Annotated in this window: 16 protein-coding genes; 9 read left to right on the forward strand and 7 right to left on the reverse strand. The window is 69.3% G+C overall.

The features are described 5' to 3' along the window. Positions 1-5: 5 nt before the first annotated feature. On the reverse strand, positions 6-893 hold the full coding sequence (locus ACQCO7_RS07075) for an NAD-dependent epimerase/dehydratase family protein (protein WP_464071020.1): 888 nt from the start codon (positions 891-893) through the stop codon (positions 6-8). 80 nt (positions 894-973) lie between these two features. Between ACQCO7_RS07075 and ACQCO7_RS07080 the strand changes: the two genes are divergently transcribed. Further along, positions 974-1,783, forward strand: coding sequence for a PhzF family phenazine biosynthesis protein (locus ACQCO7_RS07080; RefSeq protein ID WP_464071021.1), 810 nt, complete (start codon positions 974-976; stop codon positions 1,781-1,783). Between the two features lies 1 nt (position 1,784). Here the strand turns inward: ACQCO7_RS07080 and ACQCO7_RS07085 are convergent, their stop codons facing one another. Then, entirely contained in the window at positions 1,785-2,576 is a 792-nt protein-coding gene (locus ACQCO7_RS07085; RefSeq protein WP_464071022.1) for a CPBP family intramembrane glutamic endopeptidase, read from the reverse strand. A 251-nt stretch (positions 2,577-2,827) separates the two neighbouring features. Further along, on the reverse strand, positions 2,828-4,345 hold the full coding sequence (locus tag ACQCO7_RS07090) for a glutamate-cysteine ligase family protein (protein ID WP_464071023.1): 1,518 nt from the start codon (positions 4,343-4,345) through the stop codon (positions 2,828-2,830). Between the two features lie 589 nt (positions 4,346-4,934). On the opposite strand from ACQCO7_RS07090, the gene ACQCO7_RS07095 reads away from it, so the two are divergent. The 3 genes from ACQCO7_RS07095 to ACQCO7_RS07105 all read left to right on the forward strand — a co-directional run bounded on the left by ACQCO7_RS07095 (position 4,935) and on the right by ACQCO7_RS07105 (position 7,875). Continuing rightward, entirely contained in the window at positions 4,935-5,519 is a 585-nt protein-coding gene (locus tag ACQCO7_RS07095; RefSeq protein ID WP_464071024.1) for a hypothetical protein, read from the forward strand. A 283-nt stretch (positions 5,520-5,802) separates the two neighbouring features. Continuing rightward, on the forward strand, positions 5,803-6,009 hold the full coding sequence (locus tag ACQCO7_RS07100; RefSeq protein WP_409116979.1) for a DUF5999 family protein: 207 nt from the start codon (positions 5,803-5,805) through the stop codon (positions 6,007-6,009). A 696-nt stretch (positions 6,010-6,705) separates the two neighbouring features. Beyond that, complete coding sequence (locus tag ACQCO7_RS07105; protein WP_464071025.1) at positions 6,706-7,875, forward strand: LacI family DNA-binding transcriptional regulator; 1,170 nt, start codon at positions 6,706-6,708, stop codon at positions 7,873-7,875. A gap of 7 nt (positions 7,876-7,882) precedes the next feature. On the opposite strand, the gene ACQCO7_RS07110 is transcribed toward ACQCO7_RS07105, so the two are convergent. From ACQCO7_RS07110 to ACQCO7_RS07125, 4 genes are read right to left on the reverse strand one after another with little or no spacing between them, the layout of a single operon-like run. Continuing rightward, positions 7,883-8,935, reverse strand: coding sequence for an endo-1,4-beta-xylanase (locus ACQCO7_RS07110; protein WP_464071026.1), 1,053 nt, complete (start codon positions 8,933-8,935; stop codon positions 7,883-7,885). Positions 8,936-8,979: 44 nt separating this feature from the next. Next, the gene (locus tag ACQCO7_RS07115; protein ID WP_464077166.1) at positions 8,980-9,744 is read right to left on the reverse strand and encodes a carbohydrate ABC transporter permease; all 765 of its coding nucleotides are present in this window, start codon (positions 9,742-9,744) and stop codon (positions 8,980-8,982) included. A gap of 56 nt (positions 9,745-9,800) precedes the next feature. Continuing rightward, positions 9,801-10,787: a carbohydrate ABC transporter permease gene (locus ACQCO7_RS07120; protein ID WP_464071027.1), complete on the reverse strand. Its 987-nt coding sequence runs from the start codon at positions 10,785-10,787 to the stop codon at positions 9,801-9,803. After that, positions 10,784-12,079, reverse strand: a complete 1,296-nt coding sequence (locus ACQCO7_RS07125) for an extracellular solute-binding protein (protein WP_464071028.1) — start codon at positions 12,077-12,079, stop codon at positions 10,784-10,786. Before ACQCO7_RS07125 ends, ACQCO7_RS07120 begins: the two co-directional genes overlap by 4 nt. Before the next feature lie 426 nt (positions 12,080-12,505). On the opposite strand from ACQCO7_RS07125, the gene ACQCO7_RS07130 reads away from it, so the two are divergent. The 5 genes from ACQCO7_RS07130 to ACQCO7_RS07150 all read left to right on the forward strand — a co-directional run bounded on the left by ACQCO7_RS07130 (position 12,506) and on the right by ACQCO7_RS07150 (position 18,126). Further along, positions 12,506-14,461, forward strand: a complete 1,956-nt coding sequence (locus tag ACQCO7_RS07130) for an APC family permease (protein WP_464071029.1) — start codon at positions 12,506-12,508, stop codon at positions 14,459-14,461. A 46-nt stretch (positions 14,462-14,507) separates the two neighbouring features. Further along, positions 14,508-14,900, forward strand: a complete 393-nt coding sequence (locus tag ACQCO7_RS07135) for a TOBE domain-containing protein (RefSeq protein ID WP_010350780.1) — start codon at positions 14,508-14,510, stop codon at positions 14,898-14,900. 139 nt (positions 14,901-15,039) lie between these two features. Beyond that, positions 15,040-15,852: a molybdate ABC transporter substrate-binding protein gene (gene modA, locus ACQCO7_RS07140; protein ID WP_464071030.1), complete on the forward strand. Its 813-nt coding sequence runs from the start codon at positions 15,040-15,042 to the stop codon at positions 15,850-15,852. Positions 15,853-15,883: 31 nt separating this feature from the next. After that, the gene (modB, locus tag ACQCO7_RS07145) at positions 15,884-16,696 is read left to right on the forward strand and encodes a molybdate ABC transporter permease subunit (RefSeq protein WP_464071031.1); all 813 of its coding nucleotides are present in this window, start codon (positions 15,884-15,886) and stop codon (positions 16,694-16,696) included. Positions 16,697-17,073: 377 nt separating this feature from the next. Next, positions 17,074-18,126 (forward strand): ABC transporter ATP-binding protein, encoded by a 1,053-nt coding sequence (locus ACQCO7_RS07150; protein ID WP_464071032.1) that lies wholly within the window; start codon positions 17,074-17,076, stop codon positions 18,124-18,126. Positions 18,127-18,131: the final 5 nt, after the last annotated feature.

Here is an 18,131-nt window from a genome sequence, read left to right on the forward strand (position 1 = left end):
CCAAGTCACCACCCCCGCCCCCTCGGCTCGCACCCGGCGACCCGCCAGACCTCCTCGCTCACGTACCAGTGATCCCGCCCCACCAGCGCGAACTGCCGCTCACTCGCCCGCCCTTCACTCGCCCGGAACCGCTCCAGACACTCCTCCCAGCTCCACTCCGCCTCAGGCACCGGCGGCAGCTCCCCGCGCGCCACGAGCCCGGCGATCAGCTCCCCGATCCGCACCGGCACGGGATGGCTCGCGTGGTACACCCCACCGGGCACCGCCCCCTCCGTCAGAGCCAGCGAAGCGATCAGCCGCCCCAGATCGGCGACGTCGACGACGGACAGCAGGGCCCGGCCTCCGTCCCACACACCCGGCACCCGGGCCACCAGCTCCCGCAGCCCCGGCACCACCCACCGGTCCCCCTCCCCCAGCACCAGTCCCGGCCGCAACACCACACCTCCCGCCTCCAGCACGAACCCTTCCCCGGCCAGCCGGCTCCGGCTCACCGCCGACACCGGCTCGGCGACGACCTCGCCGACCTCGATCCCGCTGTGCGGCCCGGCCCCGTACACGGCGGCGGTCGACAGATGCACCACCCGCCGCACCCCGCCCCGCCGGGCCTCGGCCATCACGGCCCGGGTCCCGTCGACGTTCACGGCCCGGCACATCGCCTCGTCGCCCCCGATGTACGAGGCGAGATGGACGACGGCCCGCGCGCCCTCGCACACTCCCGACACCGCACCGGGCTCGGTCAGATCACCGGTCACCCACTCGACGCCCTCCACCACCTCCTCCGGAACCCGTCTCACCACCGCCCGGACCCGCGCTCCCCGAGCCAGCAACTCCCGCACAGCCGCCGTCCCGACGAACCCGCCGGCCCCTGTGACCACAACAACGTCCGACCTCATACGCCAGTTCCCTCGCACCCGTCCAGTTTTCCCGGATTGGCCTTGGTCCCCCGTCTCCGCCACCCCCTACTGTCACGTCCATGCAGATCAGAATCGTGGACGCGTTCACCGACCGCCCCTTCTCCGGCAACCCGGCGGGCGTCCTGCTCCTGGACTCCTACCCCGACGACGACCGCCTCCAGAACATCGCCCTGGAGGTCAACCACGCGGAGACGGCGTTCGCCCACCCGACGCCGGACGACCCCGAGGCGGACTGGGCCCTGCGCTGGTTCACCCCCGCCACGGAGGTCGCGATGTGCGGCCACGCCACCCTGGCGACCGGGCACGTCCTGCACACGACAGGCGCCCACGAGGGCGTCGTACGCTTCCGCACCCGCAGCGGCATCCTCACCGCCACCCCCGCCGAGGACGGCTCGATCACCCTGGACTTCCCGACGGCCCCGCTGACGGAGGTGGCGATCCCGGACGGCGTGGCGGAGGCGCTCGGCGCGCAACCGCTGTCGGCGTACGACACGGGCGTGAACGTGGGCGACCTGGTCGTGGAGCTCCCCGACGAGAAAACCGTCCACGCCCTGCGCCCCGACCACAAGGCCCTCGCCGCGTACTCCACGCGCGGCATCATCGCCACCGCCCGCGCCGAGAACCCCGCCCTCGGCTACGACTTCGTCTCCCGCTGCTTCTTCCCGAACGTCGGCATCGACGAGGACCCGGTCACCGGCAGCGCCCACACGGCACTGGCCCCCTTCTGGTCCCAGCGCCTCGGCAGCCCCGACCTCACCGGCCTCCAGGCATCCCCCCGCGCGGGCCGGGTCCGCACCTCCCTGCGGGGCAGCCGCACCCTCCTGACCGGCCGCGCGGTCACGGTCATCGAGGGCGAACTCCTCGCCTGACTCAGGGAGTCGGCAACCAGTCGACTTTCCCGGCGAGAAGGGCGTACCCCACAAAAGCCCCGATATCGAGCAGCGAGTGCGCGACGACCAGCGGCCCCACACGCCCCCACCGCCGATACAGATAGACGAACACCACCCCCATCACCATGTTCCCGATGAACCCCCCGATCCCCTGGTAGAGGTGATACGACCCCCGCAACACAGAACTCGCAACCAGAGCCGCCCCCGCCCCCCACCCCAACTGCCCCAGCCGGCGCAGCAGATACCCCACGACGATGACCTCTTCGAGGACCGCGTTCTGCAAGGCGGACAGCACCAACACGGGATATTTCCACCACACGTCGGGCAGAGCCTCGGGCACGACGGTCAGATTGAACCCGAGCCCCCTCGCCGCCAGATAGAACGCGATCCCACTGCTCCCGATCACAGCGGCGACACCAGCCCCCCGCCCCAGATCGGGCCAGGGCCGAGTCCGATCGAACCCGAGCACCCGCAACGAAGCCCGCTCCCGCATCAAAAAATGAGCGACGAGCACCACAGGCACCAACGAACTACTGATCCCGAACAACTGCCAGGCAAGATCCAGCCAGGGCCGCCCAGGCGCAGCGGACCCATTGAGGGTGGCGGTCTGATCCTTGAGCCCCCCCGGCTTGGTAACAGACCCAACAAAGCTGATCAAGGCGGAAACCCCACTGGCCCCCAGGGAAACCCCAAGCACCAGCAAGGTCTCGTCCCGCAAAGCCCGCCGAGAAACCCGCTCCAAGGGCTGCTCCTCAGCCACAGAAGACACCACGCACCCACCCACTTCCTGTCCGGCCCCCCATCCTCCCCCAGCCGGAACACGACGCTGCTGCTCCCCGTCTTTTAGGGGCGCGGGGCTGTATCGATTTGCGGCTCCGCCGCGCGGGCGCGACCAGCCACGAAGCACCCGCACCAAACTACGCACCTCGGGGGCCCAGGGGGCGAAGCCCCCGGCTGGGGTCGAAGGGGCTGAGCCCCTTCGGGATGGGACGGGTAGGGGCGGCGGGGGCGAAAACCCTCACGTCACCCCAACGCCGCAACCTCCCCCACCCCCACAGGCCACAGATGCACCGGCTCCCCAGCCCGCATCAACTCCCCATACCGCCGGGTGGTGGCCGCCAACGCCTCCCCCCGCGACATCCCGGCCTCCAGAGCCCCATGAAACGTCCCCACCTGCCAAGTAGCCCCATTCACCCGCAACCGACACCGCTCCTCGATCACCCCGAGATAGAAGTCCCGATCCACGGCCTCCACCCCCCACGCATCAAGCCCAGCAGCAGCCAACGGCAACAACTCATCCCGCACGAGACTCACCACGTCCACCTCCCCCACCCCACCGAGCCGCCCCCGCCGAGGCCACAACACCCGAGCCTCGATCCCGTACCGACAAGCCGCGTCGAAGTTGGAGTCGGCGGCCTCGAAGGGCAACCGGGCCCACACGGGCCGAGACTCCTCGGCAAGGGCCCGCACGACGCCGTAGTAGAACGCGGCGTTGGCAAGAACATCGGTGATGGTGGGCCCGGCGGGAAGCACCCGATTCTCGACCCGCAGATGAGGAACCCCGTCGGCAACCCCGTAGACGGGCCGGTTCCACCGGTACACGGTCCCGTTGTGAAGGACGAGTTCGGCAAGCTTGGGAGTCCCCCCGGCCTCGATGACCCCGAGCGGATCCTCTTGGTCGCAGATGGGAAGGAGCGGGGGGAAGAACCGGAGATTCTCCTCGAACAGCTCGTACGCGGAGGAGACCCACCGCTCCCCGAACCAGGTCCGGGGCCGCACCCCTTGGGCCTGAAGCTCGGGCGGCCGGGTATCGGTGGACTGGAGGAAGAGCGGAGGCCGGGACTCCCGCCACAGCTCCCGCCCGAAGAGGAACGGCGAGTTGGCCCCGACGGCCACCTGTACGGCGGCAACGGCCTGAGCGGCGTTCCAGACGTCGGCGAACCGCCCGGGCGTGACCTGGAGATGGAGCTGTACGGAGGTGCAGGCGGCCTCGGGGGTGATGGACTTGGCGGTGCAGGAGAGCCGCTCGACCCCGTCGATGTCGAGGGTGAAGTCCTCACCGCGGGCGGCGACGATCTGATCGTTGAGGAGGGCGTACCGGTCGACCTCGGAGAGGTTCGCGGAGACGAGATCCTCGGCCGCGAGGGTGGGCAGAATCCCGATCATCACGATTCCGGCGTCGACTTCCCGCGCCTTGCGGTGCGCATATGCCAGAGAGGTACGGAGTTCCTCGGCGAGCTGGTCGAATACCCGCCCACCGAGCCGGTGCGGAGCTATGTTGACTTCCAGATTGAACCTGGCGAGTTCTGTTTGGAAATCACGGCTCGCGATACGTTCGAGTACCTGCCCGTTCAACATTCTCGGTGCACCGTCGGCACCCGCGAGATTCAGTTCGATCTCCAGCCCCATGAGGTTCTTGGGGCGATCGAAGCGCTGCTCGGCCAGCAGCCGCTCCAGCCCCGCGAGGCACTGCCGGAGCTTGTCGCGGTAGTGCTGCCGATCGGACAGGTCGAACGCGCCTGCCACGACCTTCTCGCCCATACGAAGCGTCCCTCCTCGGCCGGCGGCCCGGTCTCCCGGCCACCGGAGGTCGTCCCGGGTCAGGAAAGATGATGCCCAGCGGAACGATCGATAACGCCCCCGGCACCGACCGGGGCCCGCTAGGCTGGACCCGACCCCTCGTAAGCACCCCATAAGTGACCGGCGACACATTCGACGAAGCGCGGCGCGGAACTCTTTTTCCGGAACTCGGCCGCTCGTGAAAAACACCGACGAAAATACGCCGACCACACGGCGGAGACTTTCCCAGGTGGACGCCGGTGAGGCCGTTCTGAATCGGGAGAATTCAGTCGTATCGCCGACCGAATAGATGCTTGCGACAGGGAAAGGGATCGGGTAGCCGAAACCCACTCCGAACACCCGTCGTATAAACTCCGCGACAGGCGGAGAAGGCGGGAGCCCGGCCGAAGGAACTGCCGTTCAGGCCGCGGACGACAGGTCGCACGCACCCCGGTACGCCGACCCCGGCACCGCCTCTCCGATCGCACCGCCCCGAATCCGAGAGCTGACAGCGCCGTCCGCCCCCGCCCTCGCGCCACACCCTTGCCTGTCGAATGAGAGGCGACCCACCATGCCGCTGCATGTCCCCCCGGCACCCGCGCCCGCCCTGCGCTCCGTCCTCACCGCCCTCGGCTCCCCGACGGCCGTCCGTGAGGCCCGCACCCCGTCCCTGAGGACCGCCGAGAGTCCGGCGGTCCCCGAACTCCCGCTCCCGCTGCACGTGTTGGAGCGGATCAGTGCCGAGGGCGTGCCCGAGACCCGGCTGGCCGGCTGGCGGTTCCTGATCCGCTGCCAGGAGCGGGCCGTGGCCGCGGCGGAGACCCGCCTCACGGCGGACGGCTGGACGTTCTCGCACTTCTTCGAGGGCCCGTACATCGACTCGACGGAACGGGCGCTGCGCCAGGCGGAGTCCACCGAACTCGACGTCCAGGCACGCCTGTTGTCCGTCCCCGGCCTGTACATGCTGACGCTCTGGCTGCACGGCGACTGGGCGTCGGACGGCACGACCGGGCACCCCGCACCGGCGGACGTCCTGATCCCGCTGGCGCCCGCTCCGCCCGGCATCGCGGCCCACCGCCCGCACCGCGTCGCGGAGTTGCTCCCGGCGCTCACCCACCGGGTCACGCCGGCGCCCCTGTTGAGCTCACCGGCGTGACGTCATCCTGCCGGACTAGCCCGTTGTGACCAGCTCGAACCATCCGAAGTGACCGGGCGGCGGGACTGAACCGCCCGTGCGAGTGACGCGTCATGAACCTGTGAGTAGCGGTACCGCGAAATCCCTGCGGATCCAGGCCCGTAGAGCAACACTGGGTTCCGACCGACTTATCACAACGGGGGCGGCCATGAACGACGCTTCGCGCCGCGAGAACGACACGACACACGATCCACACATCGCACCGGTCACTTCATCCGTCACGACAGAGCGAAAGATCCCTTCCATGTGCCAGCACCAGCCACCGTGTCCGCCAGCCGACTCCACCGCCCGGGACTGCGCCCGGCTGATGGCACACCACCCGGAACAAGGCTGGAGCCTGCTGTGCAACGGCGTCCTCCTGTTCGAGGACACCGGTGAGCTGCTGCCGGACGGCAGCGTGATCGCCCCCCACCGCCCGCTCGGCCCCGGCCGAATCGTGGCGGTGGCCTGAACCCAGAACCGGGACCAGCGCCGAGACCAGGCACCCCCAGGGCCGGAGACACACCACTGTCCCGGCCCTGACGCACGCACGCCCCCCCTCACCCAGCCGCACCCCCTCCGTACGCCTGCCCCGCACTCTCGCCGCGCACCCGACGCCACCCCGCCGCACGCACTACCTCCGCACGTCCGCCCCGGCAGCCCTCTCACCACGCGCCCAACGGCCACCCCACCACTCTCGACCGCACGCCGGACGCCTTCCCACCCCCTCCGCACGTCTGCCCCGGCCGGCCTCCTCACCTCGCACCCGACGCCCCCACCTCTCTCGGCCACACGCCGGACACCCCCGGCCCGCGCCTCCTTTGCGCACGCACGCGCCTTCCACCAACCCTCTCCGCCCCCGAAGCCCGGCCAGCCCACCCCCACCGCGCGGCCCGACGCCCACCCAGCCGCTCCCGGCCACACACCGGACACCCCCGGCCCGCCGCCGCGGCAGGCACCGGCGCTGTCGCTGCCCCCTGGTACGCACCCGCCGCCCACCCTCACACGCCCCGCACCTTCCCCGGCCCACACCCCATCCGCGCACCCGCCCCCACCCCCGCCGCCCGGCCCCTCCCCACCTCCCCGCCCAAAACCCCTCCCCTCCCCACCGTTTTTCCGGAAGACTCCTGGAAGTTTCGGCTCGGGTACCGGAAGCAGAGGCGGGCACATGGCACCACAGAACACCAAGGCACAGGGCGTCGAAGCGAGCAGCGTCGAGGCCCACGCCCCCGAGGCCCCCCTCGCCAAGCCCCCCGGCACCACCACACCCGATACCGGAACCCCCAGCACCACACCCCCCGCCGCCACCTCACCCAACCCCCCACCCCCCACCAAAATCACCATCACCGAAATCGCCCGCCGCGCAGGCGTCTCCGTCCCCACGGTCTCCCGCGTAGTCAACGGCCGCTCCGACGTCTCCCCCGCCACCCGCGCCCGCGTGGAGGAACTCCTCCGCCTGCACGGCTACCGCAAGCGCCCCCCAGCCGCCCCCACCCGCAGCCCCGCCCTCCTGGACCTCGTCTTCAACGACCTCGGCAGCCCCTGGGCGGTGGAGATCATCCGCGGCGTCGAGGAGGTGGCGCACGCGGCCGGCGTAGGCACGGTCGTCTCGGCGATCCACGGCCGCACCGGCGACGCCCGCGAGTGGATGCGCAACCTCAGGGCCCGCGCCTCGGGCGGCGTCATCCTGGTCACGTCCGACCTGGAACCCACGCTGCACGAGGAGTTGAGGATCCTCGGCGTCCCCTTGGTGGTCGTCGACCCGACGGGCACGTACGCGGACGGCGTCCCGGTGATCGGCGCCGCCAACTGGTCCGGCGGCCTCGCCGCGACAAAGCACCTGCTGGCCCTGGGCCACCGCAGGATCGGCCTGATCGCGGGCCCGCCGAGACTCCTGTGCTCCCGCGCCCGCTACGACGGCTACCGCGCGGCGCTGGAGGCGGCGGGCGTCCCGGTGGACGACGCCCTCGTCGTACCCGGCGACTTCCAGTCCGCGTCGGGCTTCCGGGGCGCGGGCGCCCTCCTGGACCTCCCGGACCCGCCGACGGCCCTGTTCGCGGCGAGCGACCGGATGGCGCTCGGCGCGGTGGAGGCGCTGCGCCAACGGGGCCTGCGCGTCCCGCAGGACATGAGCGTCGTCGGCTTCGACGACCTCCCCGAAGTCCGCTGGTCCGCCCCGCCGTTGACGACGGTCCGCCAACCCCTCGCCGACATGGGCAAGTTGGCCGTCCGCACGGCCTTGCGCCTGGCGCACGACGAGCATCCCGACGCGCCGCGCGTCGAGTTGGGCACGGAACTGGTGGTGCGGTCCAGCACCGCACCACCAGCCCGCTCCTGAAACCCTCCTACTTCAGCGCGTTCCGGAGCGCGAAGTAGGCGGGTTTCGGCTTGAGTTGCTCGTCCCAGGGGAGAGCGGCCCCTTCACCGGGGAAGACCGCCGGGATCCACGAGTATTTGTCCGTGTAATCCCAGATCGTGATGCCCACGCACCGGCGCACCGACAGGCACGCGTCGGTCATGTCGGCGTACCACTGGGCCTGTTGGGCGAGCTTCTCCTCGGTCGCGGGCACGAACATCCGCACGTCGACCTCGGTGAGCGCGGTGTCGAGCCCCAGCCGGGAGAAGCGGCGGAGGTTGTCCTCCAGGGTCGTCGGATAGCCGTACTGGAGGGCCAGGTGCGCCTGGAGGCCGATCCCGTCGAGCGGCACGCCCTGCGCCTTCAGCTCCTTGGCGAGCTTGTAGTAGGCGTCGCTCTTGGGGCCGACGGCCTCGATGTTGTAGTCGTTGAGGTACAGCTTCACGCGCGGGTCGGCCTGCCGCGCCCAGCGCAGCGCGTCGGCGATGTAGCCGGGGCCGAGGGTCTTGTAGAAGACCGTCTCGCGGTAGGTGCCGTCCTCGTTGAACGCCTCGTTGACGACGTCCCAGGCGTACAACTTCCCCCGGTAGTGCCGGACTTCGGTCTGGATGTGGTTCTTGAGGACGGCCCGCAGCTCGTCCGCCGTCCACTCCTTGCCGGTCAGCCAGTCGGGGAGCTGGCTGTGCCAGACGAGGGTGTGGCCGCGCACCTTCTGGTGGTTCGCGCGGGCGAGGTTCAGGATCTCGTCGCCCGCGGTGAAGTCGAAGACGCCCTGCCGGGGTTCGGTGGCGTACCACTTCATGCCGTTGCCCGGGGTGATCATGTCGAACTCGTGGCCGAGGATCTTCGTGTAGGGGGCGTCGGTGAGTTCGGGGTTGTCGGTGGCGCTGCCGAAGTAACGCCCGTGCCGCTGGGCGAGGTCGGCGAGTGTCGCCTTGTGGTGCTGTTCCCCGGCCTGGGCGGCGGGGCCGCTCACGACGCCGGCGGCGACGAGGGCGGCGGCGAGCGCCCCGGCGAGTCTGAGACGGGTGCGGACGAGCATGCTGCGACTCCTCAAGGGGGGTGAGCCGTACATGAGTTGGCCGGTCAGCCTTTGGAGGCTCCGGCGGTGAGCCCGCCGACGAGCTGCCGCTCGGCGACGGAGTAGAACGCCAGGGCGGGCACCATGGCGAGGACGAGGTAGGCGAAGACCCGGGCGTACTCCGACGAGTACTGCCCCTGGAACTGCTGGACCCCGATCGGGATCGTCCACCAGCTGGGGTCCGTGAAGACGAGCAGCGGCAGCAGGAAGTTGTTCCAGCTCCCCACCACGGCGAGGACGGAGACGGTCCCGAGGGCGGGCCGGGCCATCGGCAGCAGCACCCGCCAGAAGAACCCGAGCGGCCCGCAGCCGTCGAGGGTCGCCGCCTCCTCCAGCTCCGCCGGGATCTCCCGGAAGAACCCGCGCAGGATGACGATGGTCACCGGTATCCCGAACGCGGCCTGCGGCAGGATCACCCCGAGCGGGTTGTCCAGCAGGCCGATCGAGCGCAGCAGCAGGAACAGCGGCAGCGCGACGACCGCGAAGGGGAACATCAGCCCCATCGTGAACAGCGTGAACAGCGCCTCCCGCCCCTTGAACGCGAACCGCGCGAAGGAGAACGCGGCGAGCGCCGACACCGCGACCACCGCGAGCGCCGTGGCGATGGCGATGAAGGTGCTGGACCCGACCATCTGCCAGAAGGAGCTGGACCCCAGGATGTCGGTGTAGTTGGAGGTCACCCACTTCTCGGGCAGCCCCACGGGGTTGCGGGAGAGTTCGTCGGTGGTCTTGAACCCGGACAGCACCGCGTACAGCAGCGGTACGGCCATCAGCGCGCCGACCGCGACGAGTACGACGTGCACCGGCAGATTGCGCAGGTTCTTCTTCACGAGCCGCCTCCTCGCATGGTCGTGGTGGCTCCCTCCAGGTCACGGCGCATGACGTAGCGCTGGTAGACGACGGCGAACACGAGGCTGATGACGAACATGGCGACGCTGATCGCGCTGGCGTAGCCGACCTGGTAGCGCTTGAAGCCGTACTGGAACAGCGTCACGGCCATGGTCTCGGAGTGGTGGTCGGGTCCGCCGCTGGTGGTGACCCAGACCAGGTCGAAGAGCTGGATCGCGCCGATCACCGACAGGAACACGCTGATCCGCAGGGTCGGCGCGAGCAGCGGCAGGGTGATGTGGCGGAACCGCTCCCAGGGCCCGGCCCCGTCGATGAGCGCGGCCTCCGTCAACTCGGCCGGGATGGACTGGAGTCCGGCGAGGTAGAGCATCATGTGGAAGCCGAAGTACTTCCACATCATGACGAGGAACAGCGTCGCGAGGACGGTCGAGGGGTCGGAGAACCACTTCCCGCCGAGCCCTTCAAGACCGATGCGACTGAGGACCTGGTCCGCGAACCCGGCCTCGGGCGCGAACAGCATGCCGAACAGGATGCCGGTGATCGCCTCGGAGAGGATGTACGGCGCGAAGAACAGCATCCGGTAGACGGCGCGCCCGCGCAGTTTCTGGTTGAGCGCGACGGCGAGGGCGAGCGCGAACGGGAGTTGCAGCACGACCGACAGTCCGACGAGCAGGCCCCCGCGCCACAGGTCGCCGAGGAACACGTCGTCCTTCAGCAGCCGCGTGTAGTTGTCGAACCCGATGGCCTCGGAGGGCCAGCCGAATCCGCCCCAGCGGAAGAAGGACGCGTAGACGGCGAACAGCATCGGCAGCAGCACGAGTACGCCGAACAGCACGAGCGCGGGCACCTGGAAGGCGAAGGCGGTGAACCAGTGCGTGATCCGCCGCCGGGACCGCGCCTTCCCGGAGTCCGGCGGCTCCTTCACCGCCGTCCCCCGCTCGTCCTCGACGAACGTCGAGGTCACTGCTCGTCCTTGGCGGTCTTCGTGATCGCCTCGGTGACCTGCTTCGGCGACTTGGACCCGGCGATGAGCCCGGCCACGCTGTCGTTGACCTGCTGCCCGACGGCGGGCGCGTACGCCTGGTCGAGGTAGAGCTGGAACCCGGTGGCCGCCTTCAACTGGGCCTGTACGGCGAGGAGGTTGGGGTCCTTGAGCCCTGCCTCGGCGCCGGGCACGACCGGGATCGCGCCCGTCTTGGTGACGAGTTCGAGGTCGGTGGCCTGCGAGGCGAAGAACTTGAGGAAGTCCACGGCGGCCTGGGGAGCGCCCTTGCGCAGCGCGTGTCCGCCGCCTCCGCCGAACACCTCGGTGATCGCGCCCTTGCCGCCCTCGACCGCGGGGAAGGGGAAGAACCCGAGGTCGGCGCCGATGCCCTTGCCCGCGTCGGCCTCGACGGTGGGCGCCCACTGGCCCATCAGCTCCATCGCCGCCTTGGCGTTGCCGACGGCCGCGGCCTGCCCGGTCGGGCTGGAGTAGGCGGCCCCGAGGAACCCCTTCTGGAACGGCTGGAGGTCGATCAGCTCCTGGAGGTGCTGCCCGGCCTGCACGAACCCGTCGCCGGTGAAGTCCTTGCCGGCGTCGGCCTTCTGGAGCGCGTCGAGCCCGGCCGTACGCATCGCGAGGTACGCCCAGTAGTACATCCCGGTCCAGCTCTCCTTGCCGGCGAGCGCGAGCGGGGTGACGCCGGCGGCCTTCAGCTTCCGTACGGCGTCCAGGAATCCGGACCAGGTGGTGGGCGGGGCGGCGATCCCGGCCTTCTTGAACAGCGCCTTGTTGTACCAGAACCCGATCATGCCGATGTCGAACGGGATGCCGTACACCTTGTCGTCGATCAGGTACGCCGCCTTGGCGACCGGCAGCAGGCTGTCGGACCAGGGCTTGGTGCGTTCGCTGAGGTCTTCGACGAGTCCGGCGTCGACCTGCTGCTTGAGGACGCCGCCGCCCCAGGTGTGGAAGATGTCGGGGAGCTTGCCGGAGGCGGTCTGCGCCGTCATCTTGGATTTGTAGGCGTCGTTCTCCAGCTGGACGATCTTGATCTTGACACCAGGGTTCTGGCTCTCGAACTTCTTGGCCAGAGCCGCCCAGACGTCCTTGGCGGGCTGAGTGGTGGAGATGTTCCACCACTCGATGGTGGTCGTGCCCCCGGTCGAGTCCCCGTCCGAGTCACCGCCGCAGCCGCTCAACGCCGTCATGCCCAGACCGGCCGCGGCGGAGGCCCCCAAGAAGCCTCGGCGGGAGAGTGCCGGGTCGCCCATCATGCTCTCCTCGATAGATCGAAAGTTTCGGAGCCAATCCAGAAAGCTTCGCTGCTGCCGCACCCTAGAGACAGCCTCCGAGAGGAGGCAACCCCTTGAACGCGGTCAATTCGAAGGCCAGTTGAAGAAGGCCCCCTGGCTCGTCACACGGAGACCCCTCAAGGCGGTTCGAAACATTCGACTCGAAGGGCGAACATTACGAAATCGCAGCCCTCGCCGACCATGACACTGGGTGTCCACTCCCCCGTACGGCCCAGTCCACCTCCACGCCCTCACACCCGCCCCGACCAGGCCAGTCTTAACGCAAGCTTGACGCCCTCCACCCCCCGAACCCCAGGCCCGCGTGTCACTCTCTGCTTACGCTGTACCCGCCGTCCGCCTGATGGCCGGAACCGCACCCGAGCCGCACACCTGGAGACCCCGCCGATGGCCACGACCGAACAACCGGCGCCCAGCCGCCTGCGGGCCTGGATGCTGGAGGGCCTGTCCGACATGGGCAAGGGCCGGCCGGCCGAGGACGAGAGCGAGCGGAAGCCGCAGACCCACCCCGGCCAGCGCTGGTACCGCGTCATGTGCCTCACCGGCGTCGACTACTTCTCCACCCTCGGCTACCAGCCCGGCATCGCCGCCCTCGCCGCCGGGCTCCTCTCCCCGATCGCGACGATCGTCCTCGTGATCGTCACCCTCGCGGGCGCGCTCCCCGTCTACCGCAGGGTCGCCGAGGAGAGCCCGCACGGCGAGGGCTCGATCGCGATGCTGGAGCGCCTGCTCTCCTTCTGGAAGGGCAAGCTCTTCGTCCTCACCCTGCTGGGCTTCGCCGCGACCGACTTCCTCATCACCATCACGCTCTCCGCCGCCGACGCCTCCACCCACCTGGTGGAGAACCCGCACCTCACCAACGCCCTGCACGGCCGGCAGATGCTGATCACCCTGGTCCTGGTCGCACTGCTCGGCGCGGTCTTCCTCAAGGGGTTCCTGGAGGCGATCGGGGTCGCGGTCGTCCTGGTCGGCGTCTATCTCACGCTGAACGTCGTGGTCGTCGCCGTCGGCCTGTGGCACGTCATCACCGCGGGCCATGTGATCACCGACTGGTCCAGCGCGCTGACCACCGAGCACGGAAACGTTTTCGCGATGGTCGGCGTCGCCCTGCTCGTCTTCCCCAAGCTCGCCCTCGGCCTCTCCGGCTTCGAGACCGGCGTCGCCGTCATGCCGAACGTCAAGGGCGACCCGGACGACACCGAGGAACGCCCCACCGGCCGCATCCGCGACACCAAGAAGCTCCTCACCACCGCCGCCCTCATCATGAGCGGCTTCCTCATCGCCACCAGCTTCATCACCACCCTCCTCATCCCCGAGAAGGAGTTCAAGACCGGCGGCCAGGCCAACGGCCGCGCGCTCGCCTACCTCGCGCACGACTACCTCGGCAGCGCCTTCGGCACGGTGTACGACGTGTCGACGATCGCGATCCTCTGGTTCGCCGGCGCCTCCGCGATGGCGGGCCTGCTCAACCTGATGCCGCGCTACCTGCCCCGGTACGGCATGGCCCCGCACTGGGCCCGCGCGGTACGCCCCATGGTCATCGTCTTCACGCTGATCGCCTTCCTGGTGACCTGGATCTTCGACGCCGACGTCGACGCCCAGGGCGGCGCGTACGCCACCGGCGTGCTCGTCCTCATCAGCTCCGCGGCGATCGCCGTGACCATCGCCGCGCGCAAGGCCGGCCAGCGGAACTGGACGATCGGCTTCGGCGTGATCTCCGCGGTCTTCCTCTACACGACGGTCCTGAACGTCATCGAACGCCCCGACGGCGTCAAGATCGGCGCCTGCTTCATCGCCGGCATCATCCTGGTCTCCCTCCTCTCCCGCCTGGCCCGCGCCTTCGAGCTGCGCGTCACGAGCGTCTCCCTCGACCCGATGGCGGAACGTTTCGTACGGGACATGGCGAGCCGCAAGATCCGCCTGATCGCCAACGAGCCGGACCGCCGCGACGTCGCCGAGTACCGCGACAAGATCGAGCAGATCCGCGAGGACAACGACATCCCCGGCCCGGAGGACTACGTCTTCGTCGAGGTCACCGTCACCGACCCCTCCGAGTTCGAGGCGAGCCTCACGGTCCGGGGCGAGGTCCTGCACGGCCGCTACCGGGTCCTGACCCTGGAGCACTCCTCGATCCCCAACGCCCTCGCCGCCCTCCTCCTCCACATCCGCGACTCCACCAACTGCACCCCGCACATCTACTTCGAGTGGACCGAGGGCGGCCCCTTCACCAACTTCCTCCGCTTCTTCCTCTTCGGCCAGGGCGAGGTGGCCCCGGTGACCCGCGAGGTCCTCCGCGAGGCGGAACCCGACCGCGCCCGCCGCCCGAGGGTCCACACCGGCTGAGGAGACGTACGAGCTGAGGAGACGGCCGGCCACCTATCGTGACCGCATGCACTCCTACACCATCGGCCAGGCCGCCCGTCTCCTGGGCGTCAGCCCCGACACCGCACGCCGCTGGGCGGACGCGGGCCGCTTCACCACCCACCGCGACGACGCGGGCCGGCGTCTCGTCGACGGCACCGACCTGGCCGCGTTCTCCGTCGAGCTGGCCCGCGCCGACGGCGACGAGACGCCCTCGCACACGTCCGTCCGCAACGCCTTCCCCGGCATCGTCACGGCCGTGAAGCTCGGCGACGTAGCGGCCCAGGTCGAGATCCAGGCGGGCCCGCACCGGCTGGTCTCGCTGCTCACCCGGGAGGCGGTGGAGGAGCTGGGCCTGGAGGTGGGCATGGAGGCGACGGCCCGGGTGAAGTCGACGAACGTCCACATCGACCGGGCCTGACCGTCCCGGACGAACGCAGATGCCAGCCAGATCTCGCATCACCCCAGCTCATGCAATGAGACACGATATCTACGGCTCGCATATGCGGCAGTATCATCATCACGGCCGTCAGCCGAACCGTCTCCGAGGAGTACCCGTGATGACCCGTCCCGCGCCCCACCCCCGCCGGCTGCTCCAGGTGACCGGCGCGGGGGTCGCCGCGCTGCTGACGCTGAGCGCGTGCTCCTCGGACTCCACGCCGGACGCTGGCGCGACGCCGTCCACCTCCGCAGGAGTGTCCGGCCCGGTCACCGTCTTCGCCGCCGCCTCCCTCAAGGAGACGTTCACCGCGCTCGGCGAACAGTTCGAGAAGGCCCACCCCGGTACGAAGGTCACCTTCAACTTCGCCGGCAGCGACAGCCTCGCCGCGAGCATCACCGGCGGCGCCCCCGCCGACGTGTTCGCCGCGGCCAGCGCCAAGACCATGGCCATCGTGACCGGCAAGAAGGACAACGCCACGGCGCCGGTCACCTTCGTCCGCAACCAGCTGGAGATCGCCACCCTGCCGGGCAACCCCGACAAGGTCACCGGCCTCAAGGACCTCACCAAGTCCGGCCTCAAGGTCGTCCTGTGCGACAAGACGGTGCCCTGCGGCGCGGCGGCCGACAAGATCCTCACCGCGACGGGGGTCAAGGTCACGCCCGTGTCGTACGAGCAGGACGTCAAGTCGGCGCTCACGAAGGTCGAGCTCAAGGAGGCGGACGCGGCGCTCGTCTACAGGACCGACGTGCGCGCGGCGGGCACCAAGGTCCAGGGCATCGACTTCCCCGAGTCCTCCCAGGCGGTGAACGACTACCCGATCACCCTCCTCAAGGACGCCCCCAACGCGGCGGCGGCCAAGGAGTTCATCGCCCTCGTGCAGTCGGCGGAGGGCCGGAAGATACTGACGGAGGCGGGCTTCCTCCAGCCGTGACCCGCCCGAACGTCCCGAGGGAGAACGCACCGTGACGGCGCCGAAGACCCGACCCGCAAAACTCCAGAGGCCCGTCCCCCTCCCTCTCCTGGTCCCGGCCCTCCTCGGAGTCACCTTCCTCCTGCTCCCCCTGCTGGCCCTCCTGATCCGCACCCCCTGGAGCAGCCTCCCTTCCCTCCTCAGCACCCCCGAGGTCTGGGAGGCCCTCCGCCTCTCCCTCTTCTGCGCGACGGCGGCAACAGCGGTGAGCCTGGTCCTGGGCGTCCCCTTGGCCTGGCTCCTGGCAAGAACGGACTTCAGAGGCAGAGCGCTCCTGAGAGCCCTGGTGACCCTCCCCCTGGTCCTCCCCCCGGTGGTAGGAGGCGTGGCCCTCTTGATGGCCCTGGGCCGAAACGGCATAGCGGGCCAATGGCTGGACCGCTGGTTCGGCATCACCCTCCCGTTCACCACGACAGGCGTAGTAATAGCCGAGGCGTTCGTAGCAATGCCTTTCCTGGTGATCAGCGTGGAGGGCACCCTGAGAGCAGCGGACCCCCGCTACGAAGAAGCGGCGGCAACCTTGGGAGCAACGCGCTTCACAGCATTCCGCAGAATAACGCTCCCGCTGATATCCCCCGGCATAGCAGCAGGAGCAGTCCTGGCCTGGGCAAGAGCCTTGGGAGAATTCGGCGCAACAATAACTTTCGCAGGAAACTTCCCAGGCAAAACCCAGACAATGCCACTGTCGGTCTACTTGGCCCTACAAAGCACCCCAGAATCAGCAATGGCACTGAGTCTGGTCCTCCTAACGGTCTCCATAGCAGTCTTGGCAGCCCTAAGAGAAAACTGGCTGACAACAACCTGACCGCAAAACGCCACAAACACACGCCCACCACCACAGAGCCACACTGCCCCCACCCAGCACCCACCAGCACCCCCACCCACCTCAGGGGCGCGGGGCTGTATCCGATATGCGGCTACCGCCGCGTGGCCGCACCCAGCCACAAACACCCCGCACCCGGCATCAAACCGCAACCCACCCCCACCTAAGGGGCGCGGGGAACTGCGCGCCCAGCCACAGACAACCCGCACCCGGCACCCATCAGCACCCCACCCCCACACCCCCCGAACCACCCACGCACCCCCAGCCGCCAACGGCGCAACACCCCCACAAGAACCACCCGCACCCAAAAATCAAACCCGCACGGGTGGGCGGGCGGGAAACCAAACCCAGGACCCCCATTGACCACTCACCAAGGCCTACACACCCACCTAGTAGTAACCCACCCCCCAACCTTCCACCTGAACATCACCCTAAAAGCCACCCCCGGCGAAGTCCTCGCCCTCCTGGGCCCCAACGGCGCCGGAAAAACCACCGCCCTCAGAGCCATGGCCGGCCTGCTCCCCCTGACCTCCGGCCACCTCCACCTGGACGGCCACCCCCTGGAGAACACACCCCCCGAATCCCGCCCGGTAGGCGTCGTCTTCCAGGACTACCTCCTCTTCCCCCACCTGACGGCCCTGGACAACATCGCATTCGGCCCCAGATGCCAGGGCGCCACAAAATCCGAATCCCGAACCCAAGCAAAAGAGTGGCTGACCCGCATGGGCCTGACAAACCACGCCACCACAAAACCCCGAAACCTCTCCGGCGGCCAGGCCCAACGAGTAGCACTCGCAAGGGCATTGGCGACAAACCCCCGCCTACTGCTCCTGGACGAACCCCTAGCGGCGCTGGACGCGAGAACCCGCCTGGAGGTGAGAGCCCAACTCCGCCACCACCTCGCGGACTTCGAAGCGGTAGCGGTCATCGTCACCCACGACCCCCTGGACGCGATGGTCCTGGCAGACCGCCTGGTGGTCATAGAACAGGGAACGATAGTCCAGGAGGGCACCCCCGCGGACATAGCCCGCCACCCCCGCACGGACTACATAGCGCAACTGGTAGGCCTGAACCTGTACAAGGGCACGGCGAAAGGAACAACCGTAACCCTCCCGACAGGCCAACAGATCACCACGTCGGAACACCTGACGGGCCCGGCGTGCGTTGCGTTCCCGCCCTCAGCGGTAACCCTCCACCGAACCCGCCCGGAAAACACCAGCGCCCGCAACCTCTGGCACTGCCAGGTCGCGGGCCTGGAATCCCACGGCGACCAGATCCGAGCCGACCTGAAAGGCGATCTCCCCTTGACGGCGGACCTCACCACAGCGGCGGCAGCAGACCTGAACCTCCACCCGGGCACGGACATCTGGGCCTCCTTGAAGGCGGCCCAGACACACGCGTACCCGGCGTAGAAAGA

The sequence above is a fragment of the Streptomyces saintjeani genome (assembly GCF_055409605.1).